Raw genomic sequence first — 23,100 nt, forward strand, 5'->3', positions numbered from 1 at the left:
TCTAGGCCATTCGCAGGAATAAGAAAATTCGTTTAAATAAATTTACTTATTTTTGCTGACCACCAAAGCCAAAAAACCTAAATGAAAAATGTTCTCGTAATTTATTATACCCAATCTGGACAGTTGGAATCTATTGCAAAAAATATTGCAAAACCATTCCTAAATTCAGACGAAATAAACCTTACATTTCACGAAATACAATTAGAAAAACCGTTTCCATTTCCTTGGAACAAAGAATCGTTTTTTGATGCCTTTCCAGAATCATTTTTACAGATTCCAACTGCATTAAAACCTGTTCCTGAGGAAATTTTAAATACAAAATTTGACTTGGTATTATTTCATTATCAAGTTTGGTATTTATCACCTTCTATTCCGATCAATTCATTTTTGAAAAGTGATGATGCCAAGAAAATTTTGAACAATACACCTGTTATTACGATCAGCGGTTCAAGAAACATGTGGATTATGGCACAGGAAAAAATCAAAGTTTTGCTGCGAAAAGCAAATGGCAAATTGGTTGGAAATGTAGCTTTGGTAGATCGTGTTGGAAATCTAATCAGCGTTATTACAATTGTAGAATGGATGTTTTCTGGGGTTAAGAAAAAATATTTAGGTATTTTTCCGCTTCCTGGAGTTTCAGAAAAAGATATTCAAGAATCAAGTCAGTTTGGAGAAATCATGCTTGATTCTTTACAGCAAAATAATTTAGCCCAATTACAGCCAAAATTGGTCGATGCTGGGGCTGTAAAAATAAGTTCATATCTGGTAACGGTTGACAAAACGGCCAATAAAATTTTTAATAAATGGTCAAATATCATTTATAAAAATCAAAAAAACCGAAAACAGCTGCTTAAAGTATTTAATGTTTATTTATTCCTTGCGATATGGTTAATCTCACCAATAGTGTATATATTGCACCTTATTACCTATCCGCTTAAGTTAAAATCTATAAAAAAGGAAACTCAATATTATCAGGGAGTTTAGAAGACGAAATTTAAATTATGTTTGAAGTATATATTACAAAAGCTGCAAAATATTTGCCAAACGAAGCCGTTTCAAATGACGAAATGGAAGCCTACTTAGGCCTTATCAATGATACTGCTTCTAAAGCAAGACGCATTATTTTGCGCAATAATAAAATTACAAGCCGATATTACGCTGTTGACAAAGAAGGAAAAAGCACTCACAGCAATGCCGAATTAACCAAAAATGCCATTTTACCGTTATTCGATGAAAATTTTACGCCTCAAGATGTAGAAGTACTTTCATGCGGGACCTCAACTCCCGACATTTTTCTGCCTTCGCACGCTGCGATGGTTCATGGTCTGTTAAAAAACAAATCGGTAGAATTAAACTCTTCAACAGGAGTTTGCTGTGCCGGAATGAACTCTCTTAAATTTGGTTTTCTTTCTATAAAATCTGGAAATTCAAAAAACGCAATCTGTACAGGATCAGAAAAAGTTTCTACTTGGCTGAATGCTCAAAAATACAATCACGAGGCCGACAATTTAAAAAGCCTTGAAGAACAGCCAATTATTGCATTCAAAAAAGATTTCTTACGTTGGATGTTATCTGACGGTGCTGGAGCTTTTCTTTTGGAAAATAAACCAAGAGGACCAATTTCACTTAAAATAGAATGGATGGAAGCTTTTTCGTATGCATACGAATTAGAAACTTGTATGTATGCTGGAGGAGATAAATTGGAAAATGGAGAAATTAAAGGCTGGAGCGATTATTCTCCAGAACAATGGTTGAATGAATCTGTTTTCTCAATCAAACAAGACGTTAAATTATTAGACGAATTTATCCTGTCAAAAGGTGCTGAAAGCATGAAAGACGCCATGGATAAAAACAATATTAAATCGGAAGATATTACGTATTTCATCCCTCACGTTTCTTCAAACTTTTTTGTTGAAGGATTGAAAAAAGGATTAAACGAAAAAGGTATCGGAATGAGCGATGACAAATGGTTCATGAATCTTTCTCGAGTTGGAAATGTAGGCTCTGCTTCTATTTACTTGGCTCTTGAAGAATTAATGAATTCAGGAAATTTGAAAAAAGGAGATAAAATTTTATTATCTGTTCCAGAAAGCGGAAGATTCTCTTTCGCGTACGCCTATTTAACTGTTTGTTAATGGAAACAATGCTTTTAGAAAAAGAAATGGTAGAAAATTTACTGCCACAAAAGTTCCCTTTTGTGATGGTAGACGCTATGCATTCTTATTCTGAAACTTCTTTGGTTTCGGGTTTAGAAATTCAGCGCGAAAATATTTTTGTATCAGACGATATTTTTCTTGAAGCTGGATTAATAGAACATATGGCACAATCTGTGGCATTGCATACAGGATACCAATATTTTTTGAAAAACGAAATTGCTCCAACAGGCTATATTGGTTCTATCAAAGAAATTGAAATTAAGAAACTTCCAAAGCTTAGCGATACTATTCAATCTGAAGTTACGATTCTGCAGGAATTTGCAGGAATCACTTTGGTTGACATTGTTACGACGTTAAATAATGAAGAAATTGCCCGAGGACAAATGAAAACCGTTTTGGCAAAATAAAAACAATCATGAAAGCAACTTCTGCAGTTGACATACAAAATTACTTACCACACCGAGCACCAATGCTTATGGTGGATTTGATTTTGGATATAGATGCCAACTTTGTAGAAACCATATTTTTGATAAAAGAAGACAATATTTTTGTTCAGAACAATGTTTTTAACGAAGCAGGTTTAATCGAAAATACCGCACAGACTTGTTCTGCAATTGTTGGAAAAAAATATTTTTTTGACGACAACGGAATCGAAAATGAAAACGTAAATGTAATCGGATTCATCAGCGCTTTAAAAAGTGTAAAAATTCATGCACTGCCAAATGTTGGTGATACCATTATAACAAAAGCCAATTTGGTTTCAAAATTTGTCGGAGACGATTATACTTTATGTACGATGAGCTGTAAAAGTTTATTGGAAGACCAGATACTCTTAGAATGCGAAATTAACTTGTTTATTCAAAAGACGGTTTCAGTTGGATAATTTTAAAAAAATCATTTCACATTTAGGAATTCGAATCGGGATTTTATTGTCATTGTTTGGATTATTAGTTTTATACTGGAACTTCATTTACGATCCTCACACGCTTTGCGATAAATATCAACATAGACATACAGATGCAGGTTTAGGAATGTTTGTTTTAGCATTATTCATCACTTTTTTTTTCTATTTTGGATTATTAATTGAAATACCTTTTTTAAGAAGAAAAGGAAATAAAAGTCTAGCTAATCTAAATCTTGTTTTTATACTACTTAGTGTCTTTGCAGTATTAGGTTGTATAGCCTTACTAAATTTAAATCGTTAATAATGGAAAAAGATAAAGTACCTCAGGATCAAAGCAACTTAACGAAAAACAACGTTAAAGAACTTTTGTACGCAACTGATGAAAACGGCAATTATACCACAACATTAAGTACAGGCTGGGAACCTAAAACAATAGCGCTTTCAAATTCTATTGATGAAATAAATGAACGAATTGCCGATGCTAAACAACAGGTTTTAAATGGCGAAGCAAGTCCGATTGTGTATTTTATGGAAGCCAATAAAATGGATCTTAACATATTATCCAGTTATGTTGGATTTTGGAAATGGCGCGTAAAAGGACATTTTAAGCCAAGCGTTTTCACCAAATTAAACGATAAAATCCTGAAAAAATATGCTGATACTTTTGGAGTATCAATCGAAGAATTAAAAAACAGCATTACCAAATAAATGGAATTAACTTTCACACATCATCAGTCTGCTCATTGCGAGAATGGAGTAGCGTCGAATCTGCTAAAAAATAGCGGACTAAACATTAGCGAACCGATGGTTTTTGGTATTGGCTCTGGATTGTTTTTTGTATATCTGCCTTTTATAAAAGTAAATCATGCACCAGCAATCAGTTATAGAACTTTGCCTGGACAGATTTTTAATAAAGTGGCCAACCGATTAAATTTAAAAATAAAAAGACAAAAATTTTCTTCTATAGCAAATGCGAATAAAGCGTTAGACGAAAATTTAAAAAATAATATTCCAACCGGATTACAAGTTGGTGTATACAATTTAAGTTATTTCCCAGACGAATATCGTTTTCATTTCAACGCGCACAATTTAGTCGTTTACGGAAAAACCGAAACCGAGTATTTAGTGAGCGATCCAGTAATGGAAACCGTTACGACCTTAACTTATGAAGACATGAATAAAGTACGTTTTGCCAAAGGAGCTTTTGCACCTCGCGGACAAATGTACTATCCTATTCAGATTCCAAAAGATGTTGATTTAAAAAGCGCCATCATAAAAGGAATCAAAAATACATGTAGAGATATGCTTGCGCCAATGCCAATTGTTGGTGTTCGCGGCATTAAAATGGTTTCTCGCCAGATTCGTAAATGGCCTAAAAAGCATGGAGTCAGAAAAGCCAATCATTACCTGGCTCAAATGGTTCGTATGCAGGAAGAAATTGGAACTGGAGGCGGTGGTTTCCGTTTTATTTATGCGGCATTTTTACAGGAAGCTTCGGTTATTTTGGGTAACGAAGAACTGAAAGAACTTTCTAAAGAAATGACACAAATTGGAGATTCATGGCGTGATTTTGCTGTTGAAGCTTCAAGAATTTACAAAAATAGAAGCGCCAAAGATGACGCCTACAACACTATTGCCGATGAACTTTTGGACATTGCCAATAGAGAAGAAATCTTTTTCAAAAAACTAAAAAAAGCGATCAGCTAAAACACTATTTTGCAATCTATCATTCAAATAGAATCCCTTTCGAAAAAGTACAAAAATGCAGAAATGTATTCTTTGAACAATGTTTCGCTAAATATAAATGAAGGCCAGATTTTTGGTTTACTTGGCCCAAATGGTGCTGGGAAAACAACCTTAATCTCCATGCTTTGCGGATTGGTAAAACCAACTTCTGGACATTTTACGATTGATGGTTTAGACTATCAGCATCATGCTTCAAAAATTAAAAAAATCATAGGCGTTGTTCCACAAGAATATGCTTTGTATCCGACTTTGACTGCTAGAGAAAATCTGCTCTATTTTGGAAGTATGTACGGTTTAAAAGGTTCTGATTTAAAGGATAAAGTAATAGAAACGCTTGATCTTTTAGGTTTATTGAAATTTGCCGATAAACAAGTTCAAACTTTTTCGGGCGGAATGAAACGCCGTGTCAACCTGATTGCCGGAATTCTTCATAATCCGAAAGTTTTGTTTTTGGATGAGCCAACAGTTGGTGTCGATGTGCATTCTAAAACTGCCATTATCGATTATTTGAAAGTGTTGAACCAAAACGGAACAACCATTATTTATACTTCGCATCATTTGGCTGAAGCCGAAGATTTCTGTTCTCAAATTGCGATTTTAGATCAAGGACAGATTTACGCACAAGCAACTCCGTCAGCATTAATTGAATCTACAAAAGATGCTCGAAATCTCGAAGATGTTTTTATTTCATTAACTGGTAAAGCGTTGAGAGATGATATATAAAATTTGGATGTCGGTAGTAAAAGAATTTCTTTTGCTAAAAAGAGATTTAGGTGGATTGATTATTTTATTTATCATGCCTTTGGTTTTGGTAATTGCCGTAACCTTAATTCAAGACAGCACTTTTAAAGCCGTAACCGATTCTAAACTTCAGATTCTTTTGGTCGATAAAGACCACGGTTCTGTTTCTAAAACCGTTTTTGAAAATTTAGAAAAAAGCAAATACTTTACCGTTGTAACCCAACTTGACAATAAACCGATTACCGAAGAAATTGCCAAAGAAAATGTCTACAAAGGAAAATTTCAATTGGCGATTGTAATTCCAGAAAACTTAAGTTCCGACTTACAGGAAAAAGTAAATCAGAATGTAGAGAAAATCGTGAGCAATTTAGGTTTGACCGATAGTACAACGGCTGCCGAACCTCAGCGAGTTATTAAAGAAAAAGAAGTAAAACTGTATTTTGATCCAGCGGTTCAGATGAGTTTCAAAAATGCTGTCATGAGTTCAATCGACAAAATGATTTCGCAGATTGAAACCAAATCGATTTACAGCACTTTCCAAAAACAATTAGGAGAAGAAACCATCGATTTTGAACAAAAGAACTTTATTACTTTCAAAGAAATAATTCCGAGAATCAACAACAAAGAAGTTCGTCCAAATTCCGTTCAGCATAATGTTCCGGCGTGGACGCTTTTTGCAATCTTTTTTATTGTCATTCCGTTATCTATCAATATTGTAAAAGAAAAATCACAGGGAACTTTTGTTCGATTAAGAACCAATCCTGTTTCTAATCTGGTTGTTGTTATCGGAAAAACCATTACCTACTCGATCATTTGCATGATTCAGTTTTATATGATGGTTGCCGTTGCAGTATTCCTATTTCCATCAATCGGATTGCCTTCTTTAAATATCGAAGGTCATTTTGCATTGACAAGTGTTGTAGCATTATTTTCAGGTTTTGCAGCAATCGGCTTCGGAATCTTATTAGGAACTGTAGCCAGCACACAAGAACAATCTGCTCCTTTTGGTGCTACAAGTGTGATCATTTTAGCAGCAATTGGTGGTGTTTGGGTTCCTGTTTTTGCTATGCCAAAAATCATGCAATATATCGCAAAATCATCTCCAATGAACTGGGGATTAGAGGCTTTTTACGATGTATTACTTAGAAACGTTTCTTTCGTCGAAATCATACCAAGAATAAGTTTATTATTTTTGTTTTTCATTATTACCACTTCCATCGCATTATTTTATGATAAAAAGAAAAGAGCAGTTTAAAGAAGCTACAGATCTAACCGTTTCACACGAAATCAGGATTCGTTTTAACGAAACTGATCCGCTTGGAATCGTTTGGCATGGCAATTATATTACTTATTTCGAAGATGGACGTGAAGCATTTGGGCGTCAGCACGGACTTACGTATCTGGATATTGCCAAAACGGGTTACACCACGCCAATTGTAAAATCGACTTGCGAACATAAATTGTCTTTGCGTTATGGTGATGTGGTAACAATTGAAACAACTGTTGTTGATACTCCCGCAGCCAAAATGATCTACCGTTTTAAAATTATTGATGATAAAGGAGAAGTGGCTTGTACAGGAGAAACTACTCAGGTTTTTTTAGATGCAGCAGGAAATTTAATGCTGACAAATCCGCCTTTTTATGAGGAATGGAAACGAAAAGTTGGGTTGTTGAAATAGAACACGGATTGCACTAATTTTCACGAATTAAAAATAAAATAATCTAAATCTATTTCTTGCAAGGTTTCCAAAACCTTGTAGGCATCCATAATATCGAATAAAGATGACACAACAAATCTTATTTGTACTAGTAGTATTAATAGGTGCGTTTTATTCTAGAAAACATGGTAATAAAGCGAAGTCCGATATTGAGAAGTTTGAAAAAATAAAGCTGACATGGAATATGAAAAGAAGTTTGATTATTTAAATCGAAATGTTTTCTTTGATCTTGAAAACAAAAATTCAGGATTCGATTCTGAATCTATAAAGTATTTTTTGGAAGAAGATTTTAAAATAGTATTAGATAGAGTTGAGAGTTTAAATCTTGGAATTAGTGGTATCGAACCCTGGTTTGATGAAGAATTTTATGATGTAATTGTTGTAGAAGATTATGGTAATAATCCTTTTGATTCTAATTGGTATAAAAACGCATTCGAAAATTTTAAAAAAGAAAAGAAAAATCTTCTCTATGCGGCTAGTTATGTTGTACCACTTGACTTATTATAGAGAATTGTCATCAACTAACAGCTTAAAATCTGCATAGAATTAAATAAAAAGCTTAAAATAAAACATACCTAATAAGGTTTTAAAAACCTTGCAGGAGAAATCGAAATTTAAAATGTTAAGAGAAATATACATCACAGAAACAAATTGCATCACACCTTTAGGTTTTGATGTTGAATCTAATATCAGCGCCATTCTTAGCGGTGAATCTGGAATTCAGCTTCATAACGATGTTTCTTTGATGCCGAATCCTTTTTATGCTTCGATTATTTCTGATGAAAAAATAAACAGTGCTTTTTCAAAAATTAGTACTGAGACAAAATATTCCCGTTTAGAGAAAATGATGATTTTAGCTTTAGAGCCGATTATCAAAAATTCAAATGTAGAATTAAATTCAAAAACGGCTTTTATACTTTCTACCACAAAAGGAAATGTAACCGCTTTGGCAAATGATTCTGAAGAAAGTTTCAACAGCGCACATTTAGATGTTTTGGCTAAAAACGTTGCCAATTTCTTCGGATTCCAAACACAACCCATTGTAGTTTCGAATGCTTGCGTTTCTGGAATTTTAGCCGTTTCTGTTGCCAAAAGAATGATTCAATCTGAACTTTACGACAACATTTTTGTAGTGGCTGGCGACGAAGTTTCAGAATTTGTTTTGTCTGGTTTTAATGCTTTCCAAGCGATGAGCGAGCAGCCTTGCAAACCCTATTCTAAAAACAGAACTGGAGTAAGTTTAGGCGAAGCGACAGCAGCCGTTTTAATTTCGGCGGAAGCGAAAAACGCTAAAATAAAAGTAATTGGCGACAGTTCGATAAACGATGCCAATCATATTTCTGGACCTTCAAGAACAGGCGAAGGTTTGTTCAGAAGTATTCAGAATGCTTTGAAAGAAGCGCAAATTGAAGCGAACAAATTAGATTATATTTCAGCACACGGAACCGCGACTCCTTATAATGACGAAATGGAAGCAATTGCTCTAACTCGTTTAGATTTACAGAATGTTCCAGTAAATAGTTTAAAGGGATTTTACGGTCATACTTTAGGCGCTTCGGGATTATTGGAAACGGTAATTGCAATAGAATCTGCCAACCAAAATAAACTTTTTGAATCGAAAGGTTTTGATGAAATTGGGGTTAGTGAAGCTATCAATGTTATTGAGAAAAACGAAGAAAAGAAAATTGATTATTTTCTGAAAACAGCTTCTGGATTTGGAGGTTGTAATACGGCGGTGGTTTTTGAGAAAGTAAAACACAAATTGCACTAATTTTCACGAATTAATTAGTGTCATTTAAACCCAATCAAAATCTGTGTTAATTCGTGAAATTAGTGTTTAAATTAAAACAATGACTCAAAACAAAACCTACATACAATCCTACATCACAATTCAAAACAACGAAATTGTTTTGAACGGAACTTCTGTATTCAAAATTGAACCAACTGATTTTGCTGATTTTTCTAAACAAGCGTATCGCAATTTTGAAATGCAATATCCAAAGTTTTTCAAAATGGATGCTTTGAGCAAATTGGCTTTTTTAGGGTCAGAATTGCTTTTGAGTCCGATTACCTCAACGGAGCAGGAAAATAATATCGCTTTGGTTTTGGCCAATAAATCGTCAAGTTTGGATACCGATGTAAAATATCAGGAATCTATTTCAGACAAAGAAAACTATTATCCGAGTCCGGCGGTCTTTGTTTATACGCTGCCAAATATTTGTTTGGGCGAAATAAGTATCCGTCATCAGCTGAAAAGTGAAAATTCTTTCTTTATATTTGACACCTTTAACACCGAATTTATGTCGAATTATTCGAATATTCTTCTGAATACGAATAAAGCAGATGTAGTTTTATGCGGTTGGGTAGAATATTTTAACGACAATTATAAAGCTTTTTTATGTACAATTAGTACAGAAGAAAATGCAAAATATACAAACGAGACTATCAATACATTATACAATAAATAATCATGGAAGCATTAAAAGAAGAATTAAAAAATAAAATCATAACAACTTTAAACCTTGAAGATATTGCAGTAGAAGATATTGCTGATAACGATCCTTTGTTTGGAGATGGTTTAGGTTTAGACTCGATTGATGCACTTGAATTGATCGTGATTTTAGATAAAGATTACGGAATTAAATTAGTAGATCCGAAAGAAGGGAAATCTATTTTCCAGTCTATCGAAACTATGGCGGCGTATATCAGCGCTAACAGAACTAAATAGATTTCAGATTTTAGACTTTAGATTTTAGATTCCATCCTGAATCTAAAATTTTAAATGTTTAAAAATCCGTCAACTTTGTCAAAGTTTGAAACTTTGACAAAGTTCTAAGAATCTACAATTATAAATCTAAAATCTAAAATGGCAAGAGGTGTTGCAATAACGGGAATGGGAATTATCTCTGCGATTGGTAATTCGGTTGAGGAAAACTATATTTCCTTGATTGAAAACAAAATCGGTGTTTCTCGTATTCAAAATATTTCGACTGTTCATGCAGATATGATCAAAGTTGGCGAAATCAAAAAAACCAACGAAGATCTTGTTGATGAACTGAAATTAAATGAGGATAATAATTTCTCCAGAACCGCTATGATTGGCACTTTGGCAGCAAAACAAGCTGTTGAAAATGCTGGCATTACCGATATAAATGAATTTAGAACGGGACTTATTTCGGCTACAAGCGTGGGCGGAATGGACATGACGGAAAGATATTATTACGATTATTTCGAAAAACCAGAATTGACCAAGTACATTACTTGCCACGATGGCGGAGATGTTGCCGAAAAAATTGCTGAAGAATTAGGTTTAAAAGGAATGGTAACAACGATAAGTACTGCTTGTTCATCTGCAGCCAATTCGATTATGTTGGGTGCAAGATTGATCAAAACGGGAAAATTAGATCGCGTAATTGTTGGCGGAGCCGATGCTTTGGCAAAATTCACCATCAACGGATTCAAGACTTTGATGATTTTATCTGACGATTACAACAAGCCTTTTGACAATACCAGAAAAGGATTAAATCTCGGAGAAGCTGCCGCTTTTTTGGTTTTAGAATCGGATGAAATTGTAGCAAAACAAAACAAAAAAGTATTGGCAAGAGTTTCAGGTTACGGAAATGCCAACGATGCTTTTCATCAAACTGCTTCTTCAGAAAATGGAGACGGCGCTTATTTGGCCATGAAAAAAGCGTTTGAAGTTTCAGGTTTAAAACCTTCTGAAATTGATTACATCAACGTGCATGGAACTGCAACTCCAAACAACGATTTGTCTGAGGGAAGAGCTTTACTTCGAATTTATGAAAACGAAAAAGTTCCAGATTTCAGTTCTACAAAACCTTTTACAGGACATACATTAGCGGCTGCAGCTGCGATTGAAGCCGTTTACAGTGTTTTGGCAATTCAGAATAATGTGGTTTACCCCAATTTGAATTTTGAAGTTCCGATGGAAGAATTTGATTTGAAACCACAGACAACTTTAAAAAATAAAACTATCGAGCACGTTTTATCCAACTCTTTTGGTTTTGGAGGAAACTGTTCAACCCTTATATTTTCAAAAAGCTAATGACGAAGACATATATAAATGGAGTAGGCTGTATTTCGACTCAAAAAACATTTGATACTGTTTTTTTGGAAGAAGCTGTTGTAAATCATGAAGAAAATGTACTGGCAATTGTTCCGCCAGTATACAAAGAATATATTTCGCCTGCTGCCAGCCGAAGAATGGCAAAAGGTGTAAAAAACGGAATCGTAGCTTCGGCTTTGGCTATGAAAGATGCCAATATTGAAAAAGTTGACGCCATTATTACTGGAACTGGTTTAGGCTGTATTGAAGATTCTGAAAAATTCCTAAAAAGTATTTTAGATAATAACGAAGAGTTTTTAACTCCGACATCTTTCATCCAATCCACTCACAATACCGTTGGAGCACAAATTGCACTTTTACAGCAATGTAAAGGTTATAATTTTACCTATGTGAATGGTGCTGTTTCTTTTGAATCGGCTCTTATTGATGCTAAAATGCAAATTGAAGAAGCTGAAGCTAATTCGATTTTAGTGGGCGGTGTTGATGAAAATGGAGATTATACTACTTCGCTTTTTAAACTAAACGGTCGCATTAAAGCAGATAATTCTGCTCCGTACGATGTTTTAAATTCTACAACGAGCGGTGCTGTATATGGTGAAGGTGCCAATTTTTTTGTTTTAGAAAACGAAAGAAAAGAAAATTCTTATGCCGAACTTCTAGATATTGCTATTGTAAATACTCTGGAAGAAAATGAAGTTGAAGCAGCAATTGTTTCGTTCTTAAAATCAAATAACTTAGAAATTTCAGATCTTGACGCGCTTGTTTTAGGTTTTGACGGAAATGCAGATTTTGAGAATTATTATAGAAATCTTGCTGAAAATGCATTTGCTCAAATTCCGATTTTATATTACAAACATTTGAGCGGTGAATACGATACAGCTTCGGCTTTTGCTTTTTGGATGGCGGCTAAAATTTTGAAAACTCAGGAAATTCCTGAAATCGTAAAAGTAAATGCTATCGAAAAATCAGATTACAAAACGATTTTATTATACAATCAATTAAACGGAAAAAACCATAGTTTTACGCTGCTGTCAAAATGATAACGCACAAAAACATATCGCTGTTTTTTATCTTTTTATTGCTTTTATTGTTTCTTCTGAATCTTTACACTGCAATAAATTTCTGGTTCTTTTTTGCTATAATTTTTATTTGGATCGGAATAAATGCTTTTGGTTCTGCACGAATTTCTTCTAATTATCATGTAAAGGCATTTTGCAGTAATCCGTTAGAAACAGAAAAAAAAATTGCACTTACTTTTGATGACGGTCCTAGCGTTTACACTTTGGAAGTTTTAGAACTTTTAAAAAAATACAATGCCAAAGCGACCTTTTTCTGCATTGGAAAAAATATCGAAACGCATCCTGAAATTCTCCAAAAAGTGATTGATGAAGGGCACTTCGTTGGAAATCATTCCTACTCACATTCTAAATTTTTTGATTTTTATAATGCGAAAAAAATAACCGAAGAACTTCAGAAAACAGACGCTCTTCTGGAAAAATTCACTTCAAAAAAAATCAACTTTTTTCGTCCGCCTTATGGAGTTACAACTCCTTCGATAAGAAGAGCTTTAAAAGTAACCGGACATAAAACAATTGGCTGGAATATTCGTTCGCTTGACGGAGGAACCCAAAATCAGGAATTAATTTTCAATCGACTCATTAAGCATATTTCTCCCGGCGGAATTGTACTTTTGCATGATACAGCAGAACATTCTGTTTTGGTACTGGAACAGTTTTTGCAATTTTTACAGCAAAATAATTATGAAGTGGTTTCGATTGAAGAACTTTTGGATCTTAAAGCTTATGAAGTTGGACACGGATAAAACAGATTCGCTTTCGCGAAGACGCGGATAAAAACGGATTTTATTAAATTAAAAATTCGTGAAAATTGGTGCAATTCGTGGCGAAAAAACAAAGCATAATTTAAAAAATATGAAAACTAAAATAGCACTACTCATTCTATTTATTTCAGGCAATTTGTTCGCGCAGGAACAAAAAATGACCGATGTCGAAATTGCGTCTTTTAAGCAAGATGTAAATGTTGTGGCTAAAAAAATCAAGACTTTGAGTACCGATTTTATTCAGTATAAACATTTAGATTTTTTATCGAAGGACATTGAAACTTCAGGAAAAATGGTTTTTAAAGAACCTGCTTTACTTCAATGGCAATATAAAAAACCGTACAATTACAGCATCACTTTCAAAAACGGAAAAATCCTGATTAACGACGAAGGAAAGAAAAGTGCTGTTGATATTGGAAACAGTAAAATCTTTGCCCGAATTAATAAATTGATCGTGGGAAGTGTGAGCGGAAATATGTTTGATGATAAAGAATTTACAATTTCGTATTTTAAATTAAAAGGTCAGAATCTGGCAAAATTTGTTCCGAAAGATGCGACGCTTAAAAAATACATCAAACAAATCGAACTGACTTTTGACAAAGAAGAAGCAACAGTTGTTCAGGTAAAATTGTTAGAATCATCTGAAGATTATACTCGAATTGTACTTAAAAATAAAGTGATCAATGCAAAAATCGACGATTCAGTTTTTACTAATTAATTGCTTTCTGGCAATTATTTTAATTTCTTGTGGCTCGGTCACAAAAAATTATACGCCTAAAAAATTAGACAAAACATCTTATACTGTTCCCTATTTTTCAGACTCAAAAACCGATTATGTTTATAAAACCAACATCAGTGTTTACGGGAATGAACTGTCTGGAATTTTCATTGCCAAGAAAATAAATGACACTACGCATCGAATAGTTTTTACAACCGAATTCGGAAACAAATTAATGGATTTTGAAATCTCAGATACCGATTTTAAAGTCAATTCTATTGTATCAGAATTAGATCGAAAAATTTTGATCAATACTTTAAAAGAAGATTTTCGATTGCTTTTAAAGAAAGAATATTCGATTCAAGAGCAATTCGAAAATGAATCGGCAGACATATATAAATCGGCAGATGGCAAGCGTGACAATTATATTTTCATCTCCCAAAAAGATCAGAAATTAGAAAAGATCGTTCATGCTTCTCAAACAAAAGAAAAATTTACACTGCTTTTCAGTTCAGAAAACAATATTTTTGCCGAAAAGATTCAGATAATTCATCAGAATATTAAATTGAAAATTGAACTGAATTATTTCAAATCAGAATAAAAACTTAAACTAATCCTAAACTTAAACCAAACCCAAAATGAGAAAATTTGTTTTAATTGCATTTGTTTTATTAATCGGAATGCAAACAGAAGCGCAAGTAAAAGTTAGTCCAGGACTAAGAGGTGGTTTGAATGTATCAACATTAACGAATATTGATGACAATAGTTCTAAAACAGATTTCTATGTTGGTGGATTGGTAAATATTAAATTCAATAAATTTTTCTCGGTTCAACCAGAGATAAATTATTCTAGACAAGGTGATGAAGGAAGATATTTTGAAAACGGCCGTTATTATTCTGAAAAGTATGAGTTGAATTATATAACACTGGGAGCGGTTGCAAAATTTAACTTTGGAGGTGGAGGTTTTCATCTATTGGCAGGCCCTTCTTTAGATTTAAAAGTTAGTGATAATTATGTAAATACTAACCCAGAAGATTTTGATCTTTCATTTGTTGGAGGTGTTGGTTATACTTTGCCAAATGGTTTAACTTTTGAAGCTCGACTTAAACAAGGATTAATTGATATTTATGGTTATAACGGATATGATTATGACAATAATGGATATTACTATAATGATGTAATCTTAAATCAAGTTTTCCAAATCGGAATTAGTTATACATTTAAAACAAAATAAAAATGAATAAAAAAATATTCTTCTTTATTGCTGTTTTTTTCTTGGTTTTAAATATACAAGCACAAGTAACCGTAAAGCCTGGATTAAGAGCCGGATTTAGTTTTTCGACGATTTCTGAAATGCATGCCGATTATAAAACTGATTTTTATGCTGGTGGTTTTACAGAAATTAAAATAACCAAAGTTTACGCCCTTCAACCAGAGATTAATTACAGCAGACAAGGTTCTAATAATGTAGCTCGAAATTATTTTGATGAAAATACACAGACCAATAAAGTAGAACATTTAGATCTTGATATAAACTATTTGTCTCTTTCTGTGATGAATAAATTTACTTTACCAGTAGGAATTCAATTTCAAGCAGGACCAACATTAGATATTTTATTGAATGATAATCTTGCTGTGAGAAAAGCACAAAATGATCTTGGTTTGGTTTTAGGAGTTGCCTATGCCCTGCCTTCTGGTTTGACATTTGAAGCGCGATTCAAAAAAGGGCTGCTTGATATTTTAAGCAGCGATTATTATCAAAATGACTCCAATAATTATTATTTATTTGGAGATTATAACACGAATATTAATTTTCAATTAGGGGTTTCCTATTCATTTGGAAAATAAAAAATATGATTTTACAAGATTTTTATAAAATACTATCAGAAGAAAAAGTATCTGATTCAAAATATATTATTACAATTTTAGTCAATGAGAAACATGAGGTTTTTAAAGGACATTTCCCCGGAAATCCTATTATGCCTGGTGTTTGCATGATTCAGATTATCAAAGAACTTACAGAATCGATTACCAAAAGCTCGCTGATGATTCAGTCTTTGGCTAATGTAAAATTCATGGCGCTGATTAATCCGGAGGTTACTCCAGAATTACGATTGGAATTGGATGTTACCACAACGGAAGACAATTTAGTAAAAGTGAAAAACACGACTTACTTTAACGACACAACTGCTCTTAAATTGAGCACGGTGTACAAAAAAATATAATTATGAAACTGTTACTGACATTACTTTTATGGGTGAATTTTGCTGGAACGCCAGATTTGGCTTCAATCCGAAAAATGTATTCTGATGTAGCAAAATCAGAAAGCAATGCCAAAGAGTTTGTAGCCAAACTTGCAGGTGTTTCAAGCAATGATGATAAAATTTTGGTGGCTTATAAAGCGGCTTCTATTTTATTGGATTCTAAATTTGAAAAAAAATTAAGCCAGAAAATGGATCGTTTTAAAGAAGGCGCAAAATTACTTGAAGCTACAATAAAAAGTGATCCAAGTAATATTGAAATGCGAATGATCCGATTGAGTGTTCAGGAAGATGTTCCAGGTATTACTGGCTACAAGAAAAATATTAAAGAAGATAAAAAATTCATAACAACGTATTATGCTTCGCAAAGCGCCGCTTTGAAAGATTATCTTAAAGACTTTGTTTTACAATCTAAAAGTTTCTCCGAAAAAGAGAAGCAATTTGTAAAGTAAGCTCAAAAAACTCCCCATGAAATCACAGCAAGAATTACTCAGTTCAACTAACTTTTGCGTTATTGTACCCACTTACAATAACCAAAAAACACTGAAAAAAGTACTGGATTCTATTTTAGATTTCACCACAAATATCATTGTTGTTAATGACGGTTCAACCGATTCTACCAGCGAAATTCTAAAATCATATTCGCAACTGACTCAAATTCATCATCCTAAAAATTTAGGAAAAGGACGAGCACTCAGAAACGGATTTAGAAAAGCATTGGAATTGGATTTTGAATACGCCATTACAATCGATTCTGACGGTCAGCATTTTGCTGCAGATATTCCTGTTTTTTTAGAAGCAATTCAAGAAGAGCCAAATGTTCTCTTGATTGGAAGCCGAAATATGACTCAGGAAAATGTTCCTAAGAAAAGTAGTTTTGGAAACAAGTTTTCTAATTTCTGGTTCAAGTTTGAAACTGGAATTAAGCTAGACGACACACAATCTGGATTCAGATTGTATCCGCTTCGATTGCTTCCAAAACGTTTTTATACCAATAAATTTGAATTTGAAATCGAAGTTATCGTGCGTGCTGCGTGGAAAGGAATTGTGGTAAAAAATATTCCGATTCAGGTTTTATACGATCCTGCCGAAAGAGTTTCGCATTTTCGTCCGTTTCAAGATTTTACCCGAATCAGCATTTTAAATACGGTTTTGGTCACCAATGCTTTGCTGTATATAAAGCCAAGAGATTTTTTTAGAAGAGCTAAAAAAAAAGGGTTTAAAAAATTCTTTTTAGAAGATATTCTAGAAAGCAACGATTCTAATTTTAAAAAATCGGCCGCCATTGCTTTAGGTATTTTTATCGGACTTTCTCCTTTCTGGGGATTTCAAACCATATTGCTTTTTACTTTTGCCGCTTTGTTCAGACTCAACAAAGTCATTGCTTACCTTACTTCAAATGTAAGTTTCCCGCCTTTTATTCCGTTTATTATTTATGCTTCACTTCAAGTTGGAAGTATTTTCGTTTCTAGCGATGCGCCACTGGTTTTGGACAGTTCAATTACTCTCGATGATATTCAAAAAAATGCTACGCAATATATCGTAGGAAGTCTTATTTTAGCAACCGTTTCAGCACTATCAGTTGGTCTTATAAGTTATTTGCTTTTAACCACTTTTACCAAGAAACGCATCGAATAAAAATCTATTTATTTTCGCCACGAATTTCACCAATTAACACAAATTAATTCGTGGAAATTTGTGAAATTCGTGGCAAAAAACTTTATAAAACAACCATGCATCAATACTTCTACGCCATTCATTTATTTGTAAACCGAAGAAAATCTCTTTCGGTTATTTTGGCTGTTCTGATGCTTCTAGTTTTTGGATTTTTCGCTTCAAGATTAAAGTTTGAAGAAGATATCACCAAACTTATTCCAACCAACGATAAAACCGATGTTACTGCCAAAGTCTTAAAACAATTAAACTTTGCCGATAAAACCACCGTAATTTTTAGCTTGGATAAAAATGGTTCTGCCGAAGATTTGAAAGAAATGGCAACTATATTTTCCGACAGCGTTTCTAAATCTTGCAAGCCATATATAACAGGAATTCAAGGAAAAATTGACGAAGAAAACATTCAGGAAACTATCGATTTTGTTTACAATAATCTTCCGCTTTTTCTAGATGATAAAGATTATGTTGCTATCGAAAAGAAACTTCAAAAAGACAGTATTGCAGCAACCGTTCAAGGAAATTACAAATCGATTATTTCTCCTTCGGGATTTATAACCAAAGATTTTATTCTGCAAGATCCGTTTGGGATTTCTTTTATTGCTCTAAAAAAATTACAGCAATTAAATATTGGCGATGATTTTACGCTCGAAAATGGTTTTGTAATGACGAAAGATAAAAAGAAATTACTGCTTTTTATCACATCCAATATTCCGTCGAGCGAAACAGAAAAGAATACCATTTTTGCAGAAAAACTGAAATCGATTCAGGAAAATCTAAATACACAATTTAAAGGAAAAACGTCTATCAGTTATTTTGGTTCTGCTTTAATTGCCGTTGCCAATGCCAATCAGATTAAAGGAGATATTATTTTAACGACATCTATTGCGATGTTTACTTTAATGCTGATTCTGATTTTATTTTATAGAAAAGTCTTAATTCCGTTGATTATTTTTCTGCCGACCGTTTTTGGCGGTTTGTTTGCGGTTGCGTTTTTATACTTTGTGAGAGAACAAATCTCAGCAATTTCATTAGGAATTGGTTCTATTTTATTGGGAATTACGATAGATTATTCTATTCACATTCTCACGCATTACAAACATAATAGTGATGTAAAGACATTGTACAAAGACATTACAATGCCAGTCATCATGAGCAGTTCTACAACTGCTGTTGCTTTTTTATGTCTGCTTTTTGTAAAATCGGATGCCTTAAACGATCTCGGAATTTTTGCTGCTGTTATCGTTATGGCAACGGGAGTTTTCTCGCTTTTGATTGTTCCGCATTTGTACAAACCAAAAGAAAATCCGGCAGAACATAAAAAGAATGTGATCGATAAAATGGCTCATTTTTCTTTTCACAACAATAAAATCTTAATCGGACTTTGCGTTATTATTACCATTATCTGCTGTTTTACTTATAATGATGTTGGTTTTAATAACGATTTATCTCAGCTGAATTTTATTCCGAAAGAAATCAAAGCTGCCGAAAAACAATTGGAAGAAAGCACGAGTTTAACTTCCAAAACGATTTATGTCGCTTCTTACGGAAAAACCATGGAAGAAGCTTTACAGCATAATAGTAAACTTTTTGATGATTTATCTGCAGCAAAAAATCAGGATAAAATTTTAAATTTCAGCTCCGTTGGAGGCATTGTCCTTTCGCAACAAGCTCAAATTGAAAAAATTAAAAAATGGAATTTGTTCTGGACTTCACAGAAAAAAGAATTTGTAAAATCTGAATTAATTGCTGAAGGTTCAAAGCTTGGCTTTAAACCCACAACATACAATCTGTTTTTTGATCATTTAGATTTCAATTTCAAACCTGTTTCTGCAGCTGAATTTCTAAAAATTAAAGCACTTCAATTACAAGAATTTATAACCGAAAAAAATGGTTTTTATACTATCTCAACTTTAGTAAAAGTATCGCCAGAACAACGAGATGTTTTTGTAAAATCGGCTTCCGCAAAAGAAAACATAATTGCGATTGATCGCCAGCAGATGAACGAAACGTTTTTCAGCACTCTAAAAACCGATTTTAATTCGCTTGTCAATTATTCATTTGTTGCCGTAATTTTAATTCTATTTTTCTTTTTCCGAAGAATCGAATTAGTAATCATAAGCTGTATTCCAATTGCATTAACAGGAATTGTGACCGCAGGAATTATGGGCATTTTTGGCATTCAAATGAATATTTTCAGTATGATTGTCTGCACCTTGATTTTTGGTCACGGAGTCGATTTCAGTATCTTCATGACTAGTGCCTTGCAAAAAGAATATACCAATGGCGTTAACGAAATTGCCATTTATAGAACATCAATTATTCTAGCAGTTATCACTACAATCTTAGGAATCGGTGCAATGATTTTTGCCAAACATCCTGCTCTTACTTCCATTTCGCTGGTTTCATTAATCGGGGTTTTTGCTGCGCTGATTATTACTTTCATTTTCTATCCGATTTTATTCAAACTGTTTTTATCGAATCGTCCCAAAAAAGGAAATCCTCCTTTTCAATTGCGAACATTTGTTCATGGTGTAATTTCGTTTGCTTATTATGGTTTAGGCGGCATTGTAATGTCGATTTTCAGTTTTACTATTATGCCGATTTTGCCTTTTAGTAAAAAATCAAAAATGAAAGCTTTCCGATATGTGATTTCAAAATTCATGAAATCGGTATTGTATTCAAATCCTTTTATTCGCAAAAAAGTCATTAATAATTTCAATGAAACTTTTGAGAAACCGGCCGTAATTATTGCTAATCACTCTTCATTTCTAGATATTCTTTCAATCGGAATGTTAAGCCCAAAAATCATTTTCTTGGTAAGCGATTGGGTGTACAATTCTCCTATTTTTGGCGGTGTTGTTAGAAAAGCAGGTTTTTATCCCGTTTCTGAAGGTCTTGAAGGCGGCGTTGAACATTTAAGAAAAAAAATAGAACAAGGCTATTCGTTAATGGTTTTTCCAGAAGGAACTCGTTCCGAAAGCAATGTCATTAAGCGATTCCACAAAGGTGCTTTTTTCCTTGCCGAAGAATTTAAACTGGATATTATTCCGGTTGTTATTCATGGTGCTTCAGAACTAATTCCAAAAGGTGATTTTGTGATTCACCACGGAAAATTGACAGTTACAATTTTAGAACGAATTGCTCCAGATGATCTTTCGTTTGGAAATAATTATGCCGAAAGAACCAAACAAATTAGTTCGTTCTTTAAAGCAGAATATCGCAAAATTAGACAAGAACTTGAAGGTCCAGATTATTTCAAAACAATGTTAATCAACAGTTATGATTACAAAGAAATTGAAATTGGGCAAAGTGTAAAAAAGGATTTGAAACAGAATCTCGAAACATATTACAGCTTAAATAAACACATTCAGCCAAAAGCAAAAATCCTTCATTTAGGAAGTGATTACGGGCAATTGGATGTTTTATTGGCTTTGCACGAACCGCAACGAAAAATATTTTCTTTTATAAATGATGAAGAAAAATTGCTAGTTGCCAAAACGAATTATTTAGTTAAAAAGAGAAAAATAACATATCTCGAAAAGTTAGAATCGGCAATTGAAAATCAATATGATATTGTTTTAATTTCTGACGAAAACTATCACGATGAAATCGAAAAACGGATTCTAAACGTTTCTTTTATAATTTTAGTCAATTGTTCTCGTTTAAAAAGTCAGTTTGAGAATTTTGAAATTGTTTCTGAAGAAAATGCTTTACTAGTTTTAAAGAAAAAAGGATGAAAAAACAATACGATGTAGTTATAATTGGCAGCGGTTTAGGCGGATTGGTTTCTGCTGTTATTCTGGCAAAAGAAGGCTACAGCGTTTGTGTACTCGAAAAAAACAATCAATATGGCGGAAATCTTCAGACTTTCGTTAGAGATAAAACTATTTTTGATACGGGAATTCATTATATCGGAGGTTTAGGAGAAGGCCAAAATCTTCATCAGTATTTCAAATATATCGGAATAATGGATCATTTGAATCTGAAAAAATTAGATGAAAATGGTTTTGATATTATTTCTTTTGATGATGATAAAACCGAATATCCGCACGCGCAAGGTTTTCAAAATTTCATTGAAAAACTAACGCAATACTTTCCTGAAGAAAAGGAAAATCTCGAACAATACTGCCAGAAAATAAAAGAAGTCTGCAAAACATTTCCGCTTTACAATCTAGAATCGCAAGGAAAATATGATGATGAAATTTTAGCGCTCAACGCGAAAGAAACCATCGATTCGTTTACTGAAAATGAAAAACTAAAAGCAGTTCTGGCGGGATCCAATTTTCTCTACGCCGGAATTCCAGATAAATCGCCTTTTTACGTTCATGCGCTTGTCGTCAATTCGTATATCGAAAGTTCTTGGCGTTGCGTAAATGGCGGAAGTCAGATTACCAAACAATTGCTGAAACAGCTTAAAAAATATGGCGGCGAGTTTTTCAAACATAAAGAAGTCACCAAAATCGAAGTCGAAAACCAAAAGGTAAATTCTGTACAAATGAAAGACGGAACCGAAGTTTCTGGATCGTATTTTATTTCGAACATCGAACCAAAAACGACTTTGAAAATGGCGGGTCAGGAAAACTTTAGAAAACCGTTTTTTAATAGAATTCAAAATTTAGAAAACGTACTTTCTGCTTTCAGTTTGTATATCGTTTTTAAACCTAAAACTTTTAAATACATCAATCACAATTACTATCATTTTAAAAGTACAAATGATGTTTGGACTGCTTATGAATATGATGAAAATTCATGGCCAAAAACATTTATGGCTTCTATGAATCCGTCGAAAAAAGATGAAGAATGGGCAGACGGAATGACGTTTTTGACTTATATGAAATATGATGATGTCAAAGCTTGGGAAAACACTTTCAATACTACTTTTGAAGAAAATGATCGAGGGGAAAGTTATGAGAATTTCAAAGCTAAAAAAGCAACCCAATTTTTAGAAGAAATAGAGAAAAAGTTTCCTGGCATAAAAGATTGCATCAAATCAGTGCATACTTCTACTCCACTTTCTTATCGTGATTATATTGGCGGAGACGGCGGAAATATGTACGGATATGTTAAAGATTCTAATAATCCGATGAAAACTTTAATTCCGACTAAAACTAAGGTAGAAAATCTTTATCTTACAGGCCAAAGTATCAACATGCACGGTGTCTTAGGAGTTACGGTCGGAGCGGTTATAACCTGCTCAGAAATTGTAGGAAAAGAATATCTGCTCGAAAAAATTAAAAAAGCATCTGAATAATCT

General features: G+C 33.3%; 26 protein-coding genes. All 26 read left to right on the top strand.

All coding sequences use genetic code 11. The annotated features are described in order from the left end of the window. Positions 1–81: 81 nt before the first annotated feature. Complete coding sequence (locus tag JC605_RS04130; RefSeq protein WP_198854996.1) at positions 82–984, top strand: dialkylrecorsinol condensing enzyme DarA; 903 nt, start codon at positions 82–84, stop codon at positions 982–984. 17 nt (positions 985–1,001) lie between these two features. Continuing rightward, positions 1,002–2,135 (top strand): beta-ketoacyl-ACP synthase III, encoded by a 1,134-nt coding sequence (locus JC605_RS04135; RefSeq protein WP_177211451.1) that lies wholly within the window; start codon positions 1,002–1,004, stop codon positions 2,133–2,135. Continuing rightward, positions 2,135–2,563, top strand: coding sequence for a hypothetical protein (locus JC605_RS04140; protein WP_198854997.1), 429 nt, complete (start codon positions 2,135–2,137; stop codon positions 2,561–2,563). Before JC605_RS04135 ends, JC605_RS04140 begins: the two co-directional genes overlap by 1 nt. An 8-nt stretch (positions 2,564–2,571) precedes the next feature. Continuing rightward, entirely contained in the window at positions 2,572–3,039 is a 468-nt protein-coding gene (locus tag JC605_RS04145; RefSeq protein WP_198854998.1) for an ABC transporter permease, read from the top strand. Then, a complete protein-coding gene (locus JC605_RS04150; RefSeq protein WP_198854999.1) occupies positions 3,032–3,361 on the top strand; it encodes a hypothetical protein in 330 nt (109 codons plus the stop codon). Before JC605_RS04145 ends, JC605_RS04150 begins: the two co-directional genes overlap by 8 nt. Positions 3,362–3,363: 2 nt before the next feature. Then, positions 3,364–3,768, top strand: coding sequence for a hypothetical protein (locus JC605_RS04155; protein WP_198855000.1), 405 nt, complete (start codon positions 3,364–3,366; stop codon positions 3,766–3,768). Beyond that, the gene (locus tag JC605_RS04160) at positions 3,769–4,767 is read left to right on the top strand and encodes a BtrH N-terminal domain-containing protein (RefSeq protein ID WP_198855001.1); all 999 of its coding nucleotides are present in this window, start codon (positions 3,769–3,771) and stop codon (positions 4,765–4,767) included. Between the two features lie 63 nt (positions 4,768–4,830). Then, positions 4,831–5,529: an ABC transporter ATP-binding protein gene (locus tag JC605_RS04165; RefSeq protein WP_008465897.1), complete on the top strand. Its 699-nt coding sequence runs from the start codon at positions 4,831–4,833 to the stop codon at positions 5,527–5,529. Then, complete coding sequence (locus JC605_RS04170) at positions 5,519–6,802, top strand: ABC transporter permease (protein ID WP_198855002.1); 1,284 nt, start codon at positions 5,519–5,521, stop codon at positions 6,800–6,802. Before JC605_RS04165 ends, JC605_RS04170 begins: the two co-directional genes overlap by 11 nt. Then, on the top strand, positions 6,777–7,226 hold the full coding sequence (locus JC605_RS04175; RefSeq protein ID WP_111423009.1) for a thioesterase family protein: 450 nt from the start codon (positions 6,777–6,779) through the stop codon (positions 7,224–7,226). Before JC605_RS04170 ends, JC605_RS04175 begins: the two co-directional genes overlap by 26 nt. Positions 7,227–7,442: 216 nt before the next feature. Then, the gene (locus JC605_RS04180; protein WP_198855003.1) at positions 7,443–7,772 is read left to right on the top strand and encodes a hypothetical protein; all 330 of its coding nucleotides are present in this window, start codon (positions 7,443–7,445) and stop codon (positions 7,770–7,772) included. Positions 7,773–7,884: 112 nt separating this feature from the next. Then, on the top strand, positions 7,885–9,036 hold the full coding sequence (locus tag JC605_RS04185; protein ID WP_198855004.1) for a beta-ketoacyl synthase: 1,152 nt from the start codon (positions 7,885–7,887) through the stop codon (positions 9,034–9,036). Positions 9,037–9,115: 79 nt separating this feature from the next. Continuing rightward, positions 9,116–9,733 (top strand): 3-oxoacyl-ACP synthase, encoded by a 618-nt coding sequence (locus JC605_RS04190; RefSeq protein WP_198855005.1) that lies wholly within the window; start codon positions 9,116–9,118, stop codon positions 9,731–9,733. Between the two features lie 2 nt (positions 9,734–9,735). After that, on the top strand, positions 9,736–9,993 hold the full coding sequence (locus JC605_RS04195) for a phosphopantetheine-binding protein (RefSeq protein WP_111378796.1): 258 nt from the start codon (positions 9,736–9,738) through the stop codon (positions 9,991–9,993). Between the two features lie 138 nt (positions 9,994–10,131). Beyond that, the gene (locus JC605_RS04200; protein ID WP_198855006.1) at positions 10,132–11,331 is read left to right on the top strand and encodes a beta-ketoacyl-[acyl-carrier-protein] synthase family protein; all 1,200 of its coding nucleotides are present in this window, start codon (positions 10,132–10,134) and stop codon (positions 11,329–11,331) included. Further along, complete coding sequence (locus tag JC605_RS04205) at positions 11,331–12,392, top strand: beta-ketoacyl synthase N-terminal-like domain-containing protein (protein ID WP_198855007.1); 1,062 nt, start codon at positions 11,331–11,333, stop codon at positions 12,390–12,392. The genes JC605_RS04200 and JC605_RS04205 overlap by 1 nt, the downstream gene beginning before the upstream one ends. Continuing rightward, the gene (locus tag JC605_RS04210) at positions 12,389–13,174 is read left to right on the top strand and encodes a polysaccharide deacetylase family protein (protein WP_198855008.1); all 786 of its coding nucleotides are present in this window, start codon (positions 12,389–12,391) and stop codon (positions 13,172–13,174) included. Before JC605_RS04205 ends, JC605_RS04210 begins: the two co-directional genes overlap by 4 nt. Before the next feature lie 109 nt (positions 13,175–13,283). Continuing rightward, positions 13,284–13,910, top strand: a complete 627-nt coding sequence (locus JC605_RS04215; protein WP_198855009.1) for an outer membrane lipoprotein carrier protein LolA — start codon at positions 13,284–13,286, stop codon at positions 13,908–13,910. Further along, positions 13,876–14,511: a hypothetical protein gene (locus JC605_RS04220; protein ID WP_198855010.1), complete on the top strand. Its 636-nt coding sequence runs from the start codon at positions 13,876–13,878 to the stop codon at positions 14,509–14,511. The genes JC605_RS04215 and JC605_RS04220 overlap by 35 nt, the downstream gene beginning before the upstream one ends. Positions 14,512–14,548: 37 nt before the next feature. Continuing rightward, on the top strand, positions 14,549–15,145 hold the full coding sequence (locus JC605_RS04225; protein ID WP_177211465.1) for a porin family protein: 597 nt from the start codon (positions 14,549–14,551) through the stop codon (positions 15,143–15,145). 2 nt (positions 15,146–15,147) lie between these two features. Continuing rightward, positions 15,148–15,759, top strand: coding sequence for an outer membrane beta-barrel protein (locus JC605_RS04230; RefSeq protein WP_198855011.1), 612 nt, complete (start codon positions 15,148–15,150; stop codon positions 15,757–15,759). Positions 15,760–15,764: 5 nt separating this feature from the next. After that, a complete protein-coding gene (locus JC605_RS04235) occupies positions 15,765–16,136 on the top strand; it encodes a 3-hydroxyacyl-ACP dehydratase (protein ID WP_198855012.1) in 372 nt (123 codons plus the stop codon). A gap of 2 nt (positions 16,137–16,138) precedes the next feature. After that, positions 16,139–16,624 carry a hypothetical protein gene (locus tag JC605_RS04240; RefSeq protein WP_177211468.1) on the top strand — a complete coding sequence of 162 codons (486 nt, stop codon included), beginning with the start codon at positions 16,139–16,141 and terminating at the stop codon, positions 16,622–16,624. Between the two features lie 16 nt (positions 16,625–16,640). Continuing rightward, positions 16,641–17,810: a DUF2062 domain-containing protein gene (locus JC605_RS04245; RefSeq protein WP_198855013.1), complete on the top strand. Its 1,170-nt coding sequence runs from the start codon at positions 16,641–16,643 to the stop codon at positions 17,808–17,810. Positions 17,811–17,905: 95 nt separating this feature from the next. Then, positions 17,906–21,583 (top strand): 1-acyl-sn-glycerol-3-phosphate acyltransferase, encoded by a 3,678-nt coding sequence (locus JC605_RS04250; protein WP_198855014.1) that lies wholly within the window; start codon positions 17,906–17,908, stop codon positions 21,581–21,583. Next, positions 21,580–23,097: an NAD(P)/FAD-dependent oxidoreductase gene (locus tag JC605_RS04255; protein WP_198855015.1), complete on the top strand. Its 1,518-nt coding sequence runs from the start codon at positions 21,580–21,582 to the stop codon at positions 23,095–23,097. Before JC605_RS04250 ends, JC605_RS04255 begins: the two co-directional genes overlap by 4 nt. Positions 23,098–23,100: the final 3 nt, after the last annotated feature.

It is taken from the genome of Flavobacterium sp. IB48 (assembly GCF_016405855.1).
Lineage (GTDB): Bacteria > Bacteroidota > Bacteroidia > Flavobacteriales > Flavobacteriaceae > Flavobacterium > Flavobacterium ginsengisoli.

What these genes read in the sequence shown, in the direction of transcription:
- JC605_RS04195 (WP_111378796.1), top strand. Translation starts at nt 9,736, where the DNA reads ATGGAAGCATTAAAAGAAGAATTAAAAAATAAAATCATAACAACTTTA.
- JC605_RS04160 (WP_198855001.1), top strand. Translation starts at nt 3,769, where the DNA reads ATGGAATTAACTTTCACACATCATCAGTCTGCTCATTGCGAGAATGGA.
- JC605_RS04240 (WP_177211468.1), top strand. Translation starts at nt 16,139, where the DNA reads ATGAAACTGTTACTGACATTACTTTTATGGGTGAATTTTGCTGGAACG.
- JC605_RS04135 (WP_177211451.1), top strand. Translation starts at nt 1,002, where the DNA reads ATGTTTGAAGTATATATTACAAAAGCTGCAAAATATTTGCCAAACGAA.
- JC605_RS04200 (WP_198855006.1), top strand. Translation starts at nt 10,132, where the DNA reads ATGGCAAGAGGTGTTGCAATAACGGGAATGGGAATTATCTCTGCGATT.
- JC605_RS04245 (WP_198855013.1), top strand. Translation starts at nt 16,641, where the DNA reads ATGAAATCACAGCAAGAATTACTCAGTTCAACTAACTTTTGCGTTATT.
- JC605_RS04235 (WP_198855012.1), top strand. Translation starts at nt 15,765, where the DNA reads ATGATTTTACAAGATTTTTATAAAATACTATCAGAAGAAAAAGTATCT.
- JC605_RS04175 (WP_111423009.1), top strand. Translation starts at nt 6,777, where the DNA reads ATGATAAAAAGAAAAGAGCAGTTTAAAGAAGCTACAGATCTAACCGTT.
- JC605_RS04250 (WP_198855014.1), top strand. Translation starts at nt 17,906, where the DNA reads ATGCATCAATACTTCTACGCCATTCATTTATTTGTAAACCGAAGAAAA.
- JC605_RS04155 (WP_198855000.1), top strand. Translation starts at nt 3,364, where the DNA reads ATGGAAAAAGATAAAGTACCTCAGGATCAAAGCAACTTAACGAAAAAC.
- JC605_RS04140 (WP_198854997.1), top strand. Translation starts at nt 2,135, where the DNA reads ATGGAAACAATGCTTTTAGAAAAAGAAATGGTAGAAAATTTACTGCCA.
- JC605_RS04180 (WP_198855003.1), top strand. Translation starts at nt 7,443, where the DNA reads ATGGAATATGAAAAGAAGTTTGATTATTTAAATCGAAATGTTTTCTTT.
- JC605_RS04190 (WP_198855005.1), top strand. Translation starts at nt 9,116, where the DNA reads ATGACTCAAAACAAAACCTACATACAATCCTACATCACAATTCAAAAC.
- JC605_RS04255 (WP_198855015.1), top strand. Translation starts at nt 21,580, where the DNA reads ATGAAAAAACAATACGATGTAGTTATAATTGGCAGCGGTTTAGGCGGA.
- JC605_RS04225 (WP_177211465.1), top strand. Translation starts at nt 14,549, where the DNA reads ATGAGAAAATTTGTTTTAATTGCATTTGTTTTATTAATCGGAATGCAA.
- JC605_RS04145 (WP_198854998.1), top strand. Translation starts at nt 2,572, where the DNA reads ATGAAAGCAACTTCTGCAGTTGACATACAAAATTACTTACCACACCGA.
- JC605_RS04210 (WP_198855008.1), top strand. Translation starts at nt 12,389, where the DNA reads ATGATAACGCACAAAAACATATCGCTGTTTTTTATCTTTTTATTGCTT.
- JC605_RS04215 (WP_198855009.1), top strand. Translation starts at nt 13,284, where the DNA reads ATGAAAACTAAAATAGCACTACTCATTCTATTTATTTCAGGCAATTTG.
- JC605_RS04230 (WP_198855011.1), top strand. Translation starts at nt 15,148, where the DNA reads ATGAATAAAAAAATATTCTTCTTTATTGCTGTTTTTTTCTTGGTTTTA.
- JC605_RS04165 (WP_008465897.1), top strand. Translation starts at nt 4,831, where the DNA reads ATGTATTCTTTGAACAATGTTTCGCTAAATATAAATGAAGGCCAGATT.
- JC605_RS04220 (WP_198855010.1), top strand. Translation starts at nt 13,876, where the DNA reads ATGCAAAAATCGACGATTCAGTTTTTACTAATTAATTGCTTTCTGGCA.
- JC605_RS04170 (WP_198855002.1), top strand. Translation starts at nt 5,519, where the DNA reads ATGATATATAAAATTTGGATGTCGGTAGTAAAAGAATTTCTTTTGCTA.
- JC605_RS04130 (WP_198854996.1), top strand. Translation starts at nt 82, where the DNA reads ATGAAAAATGTTCTCGTAATTTATTATACCCAATCTGGACAGTTGGAA.
- JC605_RS04205 (WP_198855007.1), top strand. Translation starts at nt 11,331, where the DNA reads ATGACGAAGACATATATAAATGGAGTAGGCTGTATTTCGACTCAAAAA.
- JC605_RS04185 (WP_198855004.1), top strand. Translation starts at nt 7,885, where the DNA reads ATGTTAAGAGAAATATACATCACAGAAACAAATTGCATCACACCTTTA.